The following is a 13,201-nucleotide window of genomic DNA, read 5'->3' as shown; positions in this document are numbered from 1 at the left end:
GCGGCTCGAACCAGTCGCGGTTTTTTTGTTTTTTGGCAGAAAAGTCAAAGCTCCAGCTCGACCAATCGCCAAAACACATCCCCCTCCAAGGTCCAACCTTCAACTCTCAGACTGAGTTTGGTCATGCCATAGGGTACTTGGATTCTGGCTTTGAAAATGCCGCTCTCGGTCTTCGCTGGAGGATCCCAGTAGACCGTGGGCTTTTTCTTCAGAAATTGATCCGTGGGAGATTTTTTTGGAAACTCCGGGTAGGTCGTGAATCCTCTAATCTCAAAGACTTGGAATCCCTCCGAGTTGAACTTCTTCTCGCTCTCCGGCCCAGTTCTAAACCCATTTTTGGTCTCAATCATGATCACACCAGCATAGCCAGCCATTCCAAAAACACTTTTGCTGATGTTGTCCGAATAGACTTTGATGGATCTGAGTTGGGAGGGTTCATAGGAGCCGAGAATTTCATCAAACTCCCCCTTTGCCAAAAACGGCCTACTTTGCCCATCGATGATTAACAAGGGCATCCCGGTCTGTTCCCCGTAGGTATAGTTTCCAAATTTTCTTCCGGTAAATCTGAGCTTACCCCAAATCTCCGCCATGGTCATTTGCTCCAAGTCCTCCGGCCCCACCTGCTGTGTCGGTTCACCGTAGCCATAGTTACGGTCCGCCATGGTTTCTCTTTCTTCATCTGCCTCCTTCACAAACTCTTCCAGTAGTATATAATCTCCCGAAGTATCCAAAAAAGACTCACTTTGGACGGTCAAAGACTTGACTTTATAGATCAGCTTGGGGAAAGATCCCCGAAATGCGGGTTTCTGAAATTGGCTTAACTCAACCCTGCCAAAGGGTTTGAGCTTGTCGTCCAAGGCAGCCACGGCCACCTGCGCCGTGTCTTGAAAGTTCAAACCCGTCGCCCAGAATCTACCCAAAGAGTCTGAAACGACCGTCCCGTAGTCCTCCAAATCTCCTTCTACGAGCGTGATTTCGTTGGCTGCGGAAGCTTTTTTCCTGTCTGGGAAGAAACGTCCCTCCACGGAAATACCGTATTCGATCGGATGCAGCATCTCGCTATCGAAGGACTCTGGTAGACTCACATCCACCCAGCCCAATTCATTTTCCAAGCGACTCTTGTCCGAAATTTCCACAGGGACAGAGGAGTCTAGAAGAGTCAGGATAAAGTTGGTTGCGACCGGATTTTGAAACCCATCGAAAAATTCAAGCTCCAAATCCATCACTCGGTAGTTCACGGAATCACTGACTTCGATTTTATGATGTAGTGCAATGTCTCCAAAAAAAGTCTCTCGGTCGAGTTCCGGTACGACCGGAATGGTCCCCTCAGTCAGGATGGGAACAGGCATCTGAAAAATATCCGTTTCTGGAAAGTTTATATTCCAACGAGTGTAGGCGCGCAATAGGTAATCTCCCGGTGGGATGTTGCCGTCCAAAACCAAGCCTCCGGATATTCTTCCTTCCTCGATTCTGAAGGATTCCTCCCTCACTTTTTTCAAATCAGTGTCTACCAAATCCACATAGAGCACCCGGCTCAAACTATCGGAGTTGATGGGGTTCTGATAGAGCATCCTGCCGCCAAGCCAAAGTGTCTCTCCGGGATGGAAATAAGGCTTGTTGGTACTTAGCCAGGCTTTTTCCCGCAGCGTGTTTAGCTTGATGTATCGGGATTGAAAGATCTGCAATTCCTCCGCAAGGCCAGAAAAGCCTTCATCAGGCACAAAATCCAATGGCAGCGACCTCGCGACCCGCTGCCGGCCGATGTAGCCCGATAAGACTAGCTGCGTCGGATTGATCAAGGTACCATTACGATCTACATCGAAATATCCAGAAGGCGCATCCATCCAGGAGATGGCATTGTAGTAGTTGGTGTAGTAATCGTTTGGCCAAGGTTTGGTACGATGATGTATTTCCACCCTGCCTGGCACGAAAATCCTATAGATACCATTACCCAAAGGCTTATTGTACAATGCATTAACAGAAAGCGGAACGATGGATTTATTCATCTCCTCCACCACATCGTTCGTACGGTTTCTCAGTGCCGATTCGGGTTGATTGTGATACAAATCAAATCCTTGAACACCGGAATTTCTGAGTAAAAGGGATAAAGCAAGGTGCCGAACCGAGTTTTGATAGTTCAACTGCCGTCCATCTTCCCATTGTTTTTGGGTGAGGGAATCCTCAGACTGCAACTCCCTATAAAAGGCCTGACCATAGAAACGCGAGGCATTTCTGAGCATGCGAAAATCCTGCAGATAGTAGTCAATCTCATAGCCCAAAGCCCTATTGACCACCTTAAGAGGAAGATCGGCGCTGGCCTTCGTGTAGTTGAAGCCTTTTTCATTCCTGACGTTTTCGAAGTCTAGCACCCAGGGATTTTCGATCTCTATATCCCTGCCATAGGGATCGTCGGGCACCGCCAAAAACACTTCGCGAAACCTTTTATAGTTCCTCTCCCAGCTCTTGTCCCTCCTCGCTTTCAACTCCACCTCGGAGAGGTTGTCCTCCAGCAACTCCAACTCAAAACTCTGGAAAATAGCTTGGCGGCCCTTTCTGATGACAGTCTGGGAGACGGTCTTGAAGCCAACAAAGGAAGCGACCAACTCAAACTCTTCTGGGATTTTCCCCTGTATGACAAACTTCCCATCGGCGTCCGTCGCGGCACCCAGTGTGGTGTTGTTGATGAATACGTTTGCAAATGGCAAAGGAAGGCCGGAGCCTTTTTCCTTTACCACTCCACTGATGGTCTGAGACGCAACGGCATGAATCAAAAAGAAAAAAACCGCAAAAAGCAGTTTGCGCATGAAGGTCAAAATTGGGTTTAGTATCTTAATTGTCTGGAAACTAACGATTTTTTTCCAAAACTTTCATTCCACTATCTTCAGTAAGAAGGACAGAAAGTGCTTCCTCCCTTTCAGCCAAAAGGTGAACAGTTTTTCAAAAACGCTGTTCGTTATCGTAACAATCTTTTCTTCCCGTATGCCCGCTCAAACCATAAAGGCGCATTTTTTCGCTTGGAACGGCTTTTGAGTTTCTCCATGAAAACCGCTACTCCATGCTGACCTTTATCCTTTGGTGCATCCTTTTTATCCTTTGCTGGCCCATTGCCATCTTGGCCTTATTCCTCTATCCCATTGTGTGGCTACTGTTGCTTCCATTTCGATTGTTGGGCTTCGCTGTGGAGTTGAGCTTTGACTTGGTTCGCAATATTTTCATGCTTCCGTTTAGGATCTTGGGAGTGAGATGAGTCGAAACGGGTAGAGACCTGGCAAATCTTTTTTCCAAACCTTTCCTTGTATTCAGGCAGTCTTTTTCAACTTGGTGGAGAGACTCAGAGCACGATGCTGTAGACTGTCGCCAATAAAAATGCCGTCAAAAAAACTATAGCATAGAGAATCGCTGTGACAAAAGAAATCAGAATGGCTTTCCCTAAAGATCTGCTAAACGCTTTTTGCACATAGCCAATCAGGTAGACGAATGTCACCGTCGCAGTGAAAACTGAGATAAGGGATGAATCAAACAGCCTCGATAAGCCCAGCCCAAGCAAGTACACCAAGGCTCCCAAAGAGTGGAAATAGAGCGAAAAAACCAAGGTTTCGGAGTAGTAGGTTGTGCTAAATCCCAGGCAAACCTTAAGTATCAGAGCAAATAGTGGCATCAGAACAAACACCAGAAACGAGGTAGCAGAGAGGAATTCGGTAGCGATCTGTTCAGAGCTGATTTCCCCCCTTTGAAGTCGGACCATCCTCACCACGATTTTGTCATTGATCGCATCACTGGCGATATCTTCTTTTTCAAATATCTCCCTGACCTCCTGCTCGGATATATTTTCGGTTTCAAAGAGCCTTTGCGCCAACGCCAAAGGAATCTGCGTATCGGAAAACAAGGTCACCCTCAATGCTTTGACCTCAGACTGGTCCAAGTCGATGATCGTACCTCTGACCGATTCCACATCTTCATTTACCCCGCCAGAAACCAGAATAAAAAAGAAAAAGCTGAGGAAAAGATAGAGTCTCAAAGGCGGGACATATCGCGCCCGTTTGCTTTCGTTGTATTCTTTGACCACCAGGCCGGGAGCAAAGGCAAGCTTGCGCAACGTAGTCAAAAACTTGCTGTCAAAATTCGAAAAGCTCTCCAGCAGCTCTCGCAAGTACACCAAAAACGGAAGCTTGGTAGGCTTCAGCGACTGGCCACAGTGCGGGCAAAATAGGTCGTCTTTTCCAAGGGATGTTTCGCAGTTTGGACAGCTCAAGGACTTAGTCATCTTTTTCAAAAGGGCAAATAAGAAAACCCGGAATTTCTCCCGGGTTCGATCCATTCATTTTTTTCAGTACACGCCAACTGCAGCTGCTGCATCCATGTTGCCATAACCATATTGGGAATTTCTGTTGGGATAGAGGTCCGCAGTAGTCCTCAATTGGTTCAAAACCTGTGTTCGAGTCCAGCTTGGATTTTTGGCCCAGACTAGCGCGGCAATACCGGACGCTGTGGAAGTTGCCACCGAAGATCCCCCGACAGTTGAAGGGCTGTCCCCACTGCTGGCAAGGGTTATTGGTTTGGTATTCGAGCCTGCTCTTTCCATTACTACAGTAAATTCAACCTTCGAGCCCGAATGACAGGTGCCGCAGCGCTGGTAGCCGCTGCCCTCCTTCACCCCAGTGACAGCGACTGTCTCCGACATGGTTGCAGGAAATATTACTCCATACCAATTGGTGAAAGTCGTTGAGGTACCTGCAGCTGCAAAAATCAATTTACCGCGGTTATAGGCATATCGGATCGCATCCGCGACTTTTGAATTGGAAAACACATCACCTATCGACATGCTGATGATCTTCACATCAGTCCTATTCCCCAACAAGACCAGGGCCTCTGCCACGCCGTTTTTTTCATCACTGGAGTTAAATATCACGTCACTAGTTCCTCTGACCGACACCAAGTTGGAGTTGTAGGCAACACCGACTGCCGCACCGGTTGTATTGCGAGGGGATGCAACGACGCCGGCCATTGCTGTACCATGTCCGCATTGGTCGTTCGGCCCATCATAATTCTTCCAGATAAAAAATCCAGTCTTGTAAGTCCCAAATTTTTGCACCGTCCTTCCTGAAGATTCTCCAGAGTTGAACCCAGAGCCAAGTAACATTTGATCTTGTGACAAGCCAGTGTCGATTACTCCCACGGTGATCCCCGATCCGGTGCTTAGCGCCCAAGCTTGCGTGATTCCCATTTGCGGATAGTTCCATGAAGCTTTGGCACCAGGACTGAGGACAGAGTAGTCGGAAGGAGCAAGATTTGACTGTGGGTCATTAGAGCATCCCGAATCACTTGTGAGCCGGGCATACGGATTGTCACCATTGAGCAATTCGTAGTTGAATTGATAGCCAAGCGGTTCGAAATACCTTACTTCCTCCATTTTCCTCAGGTTATGTAGGACTTCTATAGTGGAGATTTTCACCTCCAAGTAGGGTAACTTCTCATGGATTACCGCCGTCTTATCCCTCAATCGATAGGCTGGGCCTCCTCCATCGGCGACCGTTTCGGTGATCATGTTGACAATCTTCGCAGCTGATGCTTTCCATTTTTCTCCCTGCAAATCTTCCAGACCGATTCGGCTGTTTGGCTGTGCGAGATCGACAGGCTTATAGCCGATTGTCAAGATAGAATCTCCAAGCATCAATGCACTAAACAAAAGCTGGTCGCTTTGCTCCATCCAGACAAAGTCGCCAGTTTCTTGGATTGAGTTGAGGATAAGCTGGTCAATTTCATTTGAAGTGATCAAGTCCAAGTTTGTAGGATTTTGCTCCAAAAGGGAGACCGATGGCGTTTCTTCCTGCCCACAGGAAAAAACCAGAAGAGCCCCAATAAGTTGGGGAAGGTTGATTTTGGATCTCAAAAACATAGCTAAAAAGAATGTTAAAAGTTGAACATCTGTAAGTTACAATATAGAATAACGTATTATCCAGGCTATTCTAAATTAAAAATAGAGGTTCGCATCACCAGCGAGGCTTTCCTCACATCGCGACTGATAAAAGTCATGGATTCTCCCCACCACATTAAATAGATTGCAGAAGACCTTTTTGCATTTTCTCTCCAAAGACATGAAAATCAAGCTTGAAGAAACAAACTCAATCAGCCCCGAAGCCTGGGAAAAATCATGGCAGGAGCACTGGAAGAAATCACAGATGAACTATGAGCTCCCTACTGAAATTGAAGCGGCAGTTCCGGAGGAGCGGGACTTTTTGCAACACTCCAGAACCTTCGAAAAGGAAATGGAGCGGCTGGAAAAGGTTCATTCCGAATTCCGTGAAGCAATCAAAAAAATGCAGCACATCGGCCCTGCCGTGACCATCTTCGGTTCGGCAAGATTCAAGCCAGGGGAGCCGTTTTACGAGTTGTCTAGAAAGACGGGAAATGCTTTTGCCAGAGCAGGCTTCTCGGTACTCACCGGAGGCGGGCCTGGCGCGATGGAAGCTGCCAACCGGGGTGCGTTCGAAGCAGGAGGGAAATCCTACGGGCTCAACATCATTCTCCCACATGAGCAAGCCCCCAATCCCTACGTGGACGACACGATTAACTTCGATTACTTTTTCGTAAGAAAGACTATGCTGGTGAAGTACAGTTGCGCCTTTGTCGTCTTGCCTGGTGGTCTGGGCACCTTGGATGAGCTATTCGAAGCAGCCACCCTGATCCAATGCGGAAAAATCGGTCCCTTTCCGCTGATACTCGTCGGAAAGGAATTTTGGAAAGGGCTGCGAAACTACATCAGCTATTTGGCCCATAATGGTGTCTTTACCCCTGAGGAGATTGGCTTTTCCAAGATTGTCGACAGTCCCCAAGAGGCGGTGGAGCTGGTTCTCAAAAGCCTCCCCCAAGACATGAAGCACATACTCGAGCGTGAGAAAACCCTTCTGAAACCCAGACTAACCTAGACCCCACTTTCAATGAAAATCAAATTGTTTGGAGCGGCCGGAGGAGAGGTGACCGGATCTTGCTATCTCGTCAAAACCGAAAAATCAGCCATTTTGGTAGACTGCGGGATGTTTCAGGGAGGAAAAGATTCCGAAGCGAAAAACCTCCTTCCCCAAGGTGCGAGGCCCGGGGAGATAGATGCTGTTTTATTGACCCACGGTCACTTGGACCACAGTGGTCGTATTCCCCTGTTGATCAAGCATGGATTTTCCGGCCCGATATACAGCACAGGCCCTACGCTGGAACTCACCCAAATAATTCTAGAAGACTCCGCCCGCCTTCAAGACGCAGATGCGGAACGCCATAACCGAAAATATTGGGAACCGGGAGAACCACTTTTTGAACCACTCTACGAGCCAGAGCATGTGGAGGCGATGAGAGAGCTTAACAGGCCCATAGAATTTGAGGAGATAGTTCCAATTACAGTGGACATCACCGCGAGATGGGTCGAAGCGGGTCACATGCTAGGTTCGGGAAGTATAGAAGTGACCGTGACAGAGGAAGGAAAGAAGAAAGTCATCGCATTTTCGGGCGACCTGGGTCCGCTAAGCCTGCCACTTCTACGCCCGTTTGAACATTTCCAAAGTGCGGATATGGTCTTCATGGAATCTACTTATGGGGACAGGGACCACAAGTCCTATGAAGAGACGGTTGAGGATTTTTTCAAAATAGTCAGAGAGGTAAGTGAAATCGGAGGAAAAATCCTCATCCCCACTTTTGCCATTGGCAGAGCCCAACAGCTCATGTACCACATGGCGGAGCTATACAACACGACTACGATCAAGCCTTTCCCTATCTATTTGGATAGCCCTATGGCCATTCGGGCTACTGATATTTACCGAAATCACCAAGACCTACTCGATGAGGAATTTCAGCTTTTGAAACAAAAGGGTGCATTTCCGGTCGATGAAAGATATTTCATATCCAGCCAATCCCCGGAGAATTCAAAAAGTCTCAACGAATTGAAGGGTCCGTGCATGATCTTGGCCGGAGCCGGCATGTGCAACGGAGGCCGAATCCTCCACCACCTCCGACACAACCTCCGTGACCCCGACACGCATGTCGTAATCGTCGGCTTTCAGGCCCAGGGTTCTTTAGGTCGCAAGCTAGTGGATAAGCATCCCATCGTCCGGATTTTCGGCGAGGAGATTCCTGTAGTTGCCAAAGTACACACCCTAAATGGGTTTAGCGCCCATGCTGGGCAGTCCGAGCTACTCGAGTGGTTTTCCTTCCTTGCCCAAGCCAAGCCACGTGTGGCCCTGGTACACGGCGAAGACAAGGCGAGGAGTGCACTGGCAAAACTGATTGAGGAAAAATTCGGTATTCGCCCTGAACTCCCGGAAATTGGAGATGTAATCGAAATCTAACCCCACTAAAATGGACAACCAAAACTATTCTACCCATCCATTCCCTACTCCCGCCAAGCGCTATCTCGGCGCGGCTCTCACAGCAGCAGTTCTCATCTTCTCCACTTCGCTCAGTCCTGGACAAAATAACTGGCCAAAGGATGTATTCGCCAAAAACGGAGCAAAGATCACAGTCTATCAACCTCAGCCTGAGACACTCAATGGAAACGAGATCCTGGGACGTTCTGCATTCTCCGTCGAAGAGGCTCCAAATAGCGAACTGATATTCGGGGTATTTTGGTACGAGGCAATGATGAACACCGATAGGGATACGCGCGCCCTGAGCTTGGAGAGCGTAAAGATTACCGATGTCAAACTTCCAGGTGTCGATGACGGGGAAAAAATCAACAATCTAAAAACCTTACTAGAAACCGAAATTCCGCTTTGGGGAATAGCGTCAACCATCGACGAGATTAATGCTACCATCGATAGCGAGCAACAGATCAATGCGAGTGAAGGATTGAACAATGATGCGCCGGAAATCTTCTATTCCGAGGAACCTACCTTGCTCTTGCTTTTTGACGGGGAACCCAAATTGGAGCAAGACAAAGACCTGAAGATGGACCGGGTGATCAACACACCTTACCTAATCCTACAAGCGGAAGACAAAAAATTCTATCTCTTTGCCGGTCAGGGCTGGTATATTTCTTCTCAGGTAAAAGAAGGCTATGTACTTACCTCAAAACTCCCAAAATCCATCAGTGAAGTAGACAAGCAGATCAAAGACCAACAAACCGAGAAGCCGAACACCAAAGCCAAAGCTCCCAAAAAGGTCATATCCAGCATCACACCCGCGGAGATTATCCAATCGGATGGCAAGGCGGATTTTGCAAACATCGATGGCACCGACCTCTTGTACATGTCCAATTCTGAGGACAACATATTTCGATACATCGACGATCAGAAATACTATCTACTTCTTTCGGGAAGATGGTATAATTCCACGAAACTCGAAGGACCGTGGACTTACCTTCCTGCGGACAATCTTCCTGCGGAATTTGCAAAAATCCCCGAATCATCGCCAAAAGGAGGTGTGCTCGCCAGCGTACCCGGGACGAAAGCAAGCCTTGACGCGATACACGATGCGCAAGTCCCCCAAACGGCAAAAGTGGATCGAGCCAAGGCAAAATTGGAGGTTACCTATGACGGGGAACCTAAGTTCGAACCCATCGAAGGCACTAAGCTTGACTTGGCGATGAACACGAAAACGACCGTACTCAGATCAGGCAAAAAATATTACGCGGTGGACAACGGGGTCTGGTTTGTAGCCGACAACGCAACAGGACCTTGGAAGGTAAGCGACGAACGACCCAAAGATGTGGAAGACATCCCCGCGAACTCTCCGGCCTACAATGTAAAATACGTCTACATCTATGAAAGCACCCCCGAAGTCGTTTACGTGGGCTACACGCCCGGCTATATGGGCAGCTATGTGTATGGTCCCACCGTCGTGTATGGCACGGGCTACTATTATAATCCTTGGTATGGCCCCTACTATTATCCTAGGCCAGTGACCTTTGGGTTTAGCATGCACTATAACCCTTGGACGGGTTGGAGTATGGGCTTCAGCATGAGCTATGGGTTTTTCACTTTTGGGTTTTACGGAGGAGGAGGATATTGGGGGCCCGGAGCCTACAGGCCTCCGTATTACGGTGGAGGGAACAATGTTTTCATCAACAATGGTGACATCAATATTGACCGGTCCAACAACATCTACAACAAACGAAACGACGTCACCACCCGCGATGTGCAAAGGGGCGACCGTGGAAATGCCTCCACTAGACCGACGGCGGGCCAACGACCTAGTAACGAGCCCGGGGTCTCTACGAACGATAGAAACCGAACCCCAAGCGCTCGTCCTTCGACTGGACAGCAGCCTGCCAACCGTGGTGCAATGGCCGGTGCGGGTACTCGGGACGTCTATTCCGACCGAAACGGCAATGTCTATAATCGCGACGCCAACGGAAACTGGAGTCAACGCCAAGGCAATTCTTGGCAAAACACGACCAACCAACCCGCACAGATGAATCGTGACTACCAAAACCGACAGCGAAGCGCCACTCAAAACCATGGATTTCAGCAATCCAATAGAGCTGGAAATCTCGGAGGATCCTATCATGGTGGCGCGGCACGCATGGGAGGAGGCCGAAGGAGGTAATGCCACTCTCACCTCATTAGTATTCAAAAATCCCGAAATCAATGTTTTGGGATTTTTGGTTTAAAGCCCCTGACTGGGGACAAGATCAACCTTCGGCTTGTTTGCCCAAATTCATTTTCGCGTCTCTGTACACATCTCCCAACGCATCACTGCAGACGTCCTCTTTCCCACCAACCTACTTCTATCGACTTAGCTTGAATAGCCCCGAAAAATGATTAATTTGTTTATCTAGAGTTTATCCGACTCATCCCCCATTTTTAACCTGCTTGCTTATGACTGGCTTAGCTGTCTTGGATGTTTTTATCAGCCTTGTATTCATCTATCTTCTCTATAGCCTATTGGCGATGACGGTCATCGAATCGATCACTTCAGCCTTTAGCTCTCGCTCCAAAAACCTGATCACCGGCATAGACCGCTTGCTGGCTGATGACCAGCTGTCCGATTGGTTTAACCATACCGTTGTCAACCTATTTTGGGTAAAAACCACCAATCCGCTGACAAAAGCCTTTTACTCCCACCCTTCTATCAAATACCTTGGGCAAAAAGGCATCAATTCAAAACCTTCCTACATCGCCAAAAACAGGTTTGGAAGTACATTAATCGACCTGCTGAGAAAAGGTGCCTATCTCGACGACGTGGCCAACATATCCGCCACCCTCGGGATCATACCGGAGTACGACTCCAGCCTTTTGGCATCCAAAGTCCGTGATGCAGAAAACGAACTCAATGAACTGAGCCAATCGAATGAGCCTGATCAAAACGAGATCGATGCAGCACAAGAAAAACTCGACAACCTGAAAAAGGAACTTTTTCAAAGAACCAACAAGGAGAATCCCTGGGATATTGAAGGTCTGTCCATTGGTTCCGAGACCAAATACCAGCTCAAGAACCTCTGGGAGCAGGCAGTCAATGACAAGGAAAAGTTCAGAGTCCTGATCGAAAACTGGTATGAAGACCAAATGGATAGAATCGCCGGCTGGTACAAGCGAAAACTTACTTTCCTGACTTTCATAGTCGGTCTTCTAATCGCCGGCCTATTCAATGTGGACTCGATCAGCCTTACCACGGAGCTGGTCAACAACGACGAGATGCGCACTATGCTCGTCGAAAGCGCAAGCGCTTATCTGGCAGAAAATCCCTTAAAACCCGATTCGATTTCGCTCAAAGAACAAAGGGTTTACTTGGACACACTGAACGCAAGAATGGCCAAATACAACTATGTCTTGGGAGCGAACAAAGACAAGGGTTATACATTTTGGACATTCCTCGGCTGGCTGATCACCGCCTATGCCATTTCGCTTGGAGCGCCATTTTGGTTTGATCTGCTGAACAAACTCATGCAGGTACGCAACTCGGTCAAAATTCCGGTGAAAGGAAAATCCTCCACGGACGATTCCTCTTCCGAATCTGTCAACGTCAAAGCTGTAGGATAATGGCCAGCTACCCAGGAATCACAACTCTACCAGTCAATCTGAGGAGGGATCGACCAGAAGTCAATTCCCCAATTTTCAAGACACTCAATCCAAACACCGAGGTGGAGATTTCCCATGCCATTGTCGGTGAGCAGTACTTGGACAGCAACATTTGGTATGTCCTACGCAACCAAGCCTTTGTTTGGAGCAAAGCGATTACCACCACTTCAGAGGTTCCTTTTGTGAAAAAAGAACTGTTGGTTACCGCCGACGACATCGGGATCGTGGACGAAATCGACGTCGGAGCTTTGATCGCGCTTCGCGAAGGATGGATCAATTCCATTGCTGTCTTGGTGAACCGCCCGAATGATCCAGATTCGAGTTATCTGAAAGCCTTTTGCCAAAAACTAAAAAATCATCAAGTCAACCCCCAGCAGTCTCTCTACGACAACACCCATATCGGTCTGCACTTTACCATCACCTCAGGCGGTCCAATTTCCAGCCACGAAGCTGTAGGGAGCCTAGTTGACGGTGACAACAAGTTCTTGGATTTCCGCAAGTTCAATCGGAACTTCGAAAAGGAGGACTATGTAGCCCAAGTCAAGACTGAATTCTTTGCACAGTATCAGCTGTTTAAGGAGATATTTGAGCGGGAACCGGATCACTTGACCTCCCACCACGATGTGCTGACTTTCAACCGGCATTTGTTTGAATTTGTACAAGCCTGGTCCCGCGAGCACAGGATTCCACTTCGAAACCACCGCTACCTGCCTGGCTCCAAACGTTTTTGGTACGACACGCTTGCGCTGATGAACGTTGACCTTCCGTCCATTGAAAAAATGAACGATTGGGAGGAGCGTCAGGGGCCATTCGACTTTGACGGATCCCAGCGGACAATTGTCGACCACTACGGCCCTATACCTCCCTTTGGCATCAATTGCTACGATACCATCATCGCAAACAAACAATTGGCACTGGACAAATGGATGCGGGATTTTCTGGTCAGTACGGACAAGCGCAGGGAAATCGTGATCCATTTGATGAAGTCGGGACTGCGAAACCAATCGGACTTCGTTCGCCAGTATCGTTGGCTGCGGAGCTCTTATCCCGGGATAGAGATCAAATACTTCGATGGGCGTGTAGCCGAATATCTTTCACTCCAGAAAAGATGCCATTGGAATAGTGATCGATGCTTGGGCTTGCTTCCGAGAGTTTAGACTTTTAGTTTCGAAGTAAAAAGCCGCAAGTTTTTCTAATCA

9 protein-coding genes are annotated in these 13,201 nt (G+C 48.2%); 6 read left to right on the top strand and 3 right to left on the bottom strand.

Annotation, left to right across the window (positions count from 1 at the left end; translation table 11 throughout):
• Positions 1–44: 44 nt before the first annotated feature.
• Complete coding sequence (locus J0A67_RS06185) at positions 45–2,804, bottom strand: carboxypeptidase-like regulatory domain-containing protein (protein WP_206568388.1); 2,760 nt, start codon at positions 2,802–2,804, stop codon at positions 45–47.
• 251 nt (positions 2,805–3,055) lie between these two features.
• On the opposite strand from J0A67_RS06185, the gene J0A67_RS06180 reads away from it, so the two are divergent.
• A complete protein-coding gene (locus J0A67_RS06180; RefSeq protein WP_206568387.1) occupies positions 3,056–3,247 on the top strand; it encodes a hypothetical protein in 192 nt (63 codons plus the stop codon).
• Between the two features lie 84 nt (positions 3,248–3,331).
• On the opposite strand, the gene J0A67_RS06175 is transcribed toward J0A67_RS06180, so the two are convergent.
• Both J0A67_RS06175 and J0A67_RS06170 read right to left on the bottom strand, forming a co-directional pair.
• A complete protein-coding gene (locus J0A67_RS06175; RefSeq protein WP_206568386.1) occupies positions 3,332–4,264 on the bottom strand; it encodes a DUF3667 domain-containing protein in 933 nt (310 codons plus the stop codon).
• A 63-nt stretch (positions 4,265–4,327) separates the two neighbouring features.
• On the bottom strand, positions 4,328–5,896 hold the full coding sequence (locus J0A67_RS06170) for a S8 family serine peptidase (protein WP_206568385.1): 1,569 nt from the start codon (positions 5,894–5,896) through the stop codon (positions 4,328–4,330).
• 199 nt (positions 5,897–6,095) lie between these two features.
• Here J0A67_RS06170 and J0A67_RS06165 point away from each other — a divergent pair, with 199 nt between their 5' ends.
• From J0A67_RS06165 to J0A67_RS06145, 5 genes are all read left to right on the top strand, one after another.
• Positions 6,096–6,926, top strand: coding sequence for an LOG family protein (locus tag J0A67_RS06165; protein WP_206568384.1), 831 nt, complete (start codon positions 6,096–6,098; stop codon positions 6,924–6,926).
• Positions 6,927–6,938: 12 nt separating this feature from the next.
• Entirely contained in the window at positions 6,939–8,333 is a 1,395-nt protein-coding gene (locus J0A67_RS06160) for an MBL fold metallo-hydrolase (protein ID WP_206568383.1), read from the top strand.
• 10 nt (positions 8,334–8,343) lie between these two features.
• Complete coding sequence (locus tag J0A67_RS06155; RefSeq protein ID WP_206568382.1) at positions 8,344–10,530, top strand: hypothetical protein; 2,187 nt, start codon at positions 8,344–8,346, stop codon at positions 10,528–10,530.
• 272 nt (positions 10,531–10,802) lie between these two features.
• A complete protein-coding gene (locus tag J0A67_RS06150; protein WP_206568381.1) occupies positions 10,803–11,963 on the top strand; it encodes a hypothetical protein in 1,161 nt (386 codons plus the stop codon).
• On the top strand, positions 11,963–13,159 hold the full coding sequence (locus J0A67_RS06145; protein ID WP_206568380.1) for a ChbG/HpnK family deacetylase: 1,197 nt from the start codon (positions 11,963–11,965) through the stop codon (positions 13,157–13,159). The genes J0A67_RS06150 and J0A67_RS06145 overlap by 1 nt, the downstream gene beginning before the upstream one ends.
• The last annotated feature ends 42 nt before the right edge of the window (positions 13,160–13,201 follow it).

Source organism: Algoriphagus aestuariicola (assembly GCF_017254835.1).
Lineage (GTDB): Bacteria > Bacteroidota > Bacteroidia > Cytophagales > Cyclobacteriaceae > Algoriphagus > Algoriphagus aestuariicola.
The sequence above is the reverse complement of the archived record's forward strand: the minus strand, read 5'-3'. Positions and strand labels throughout refer to the sequence as shown.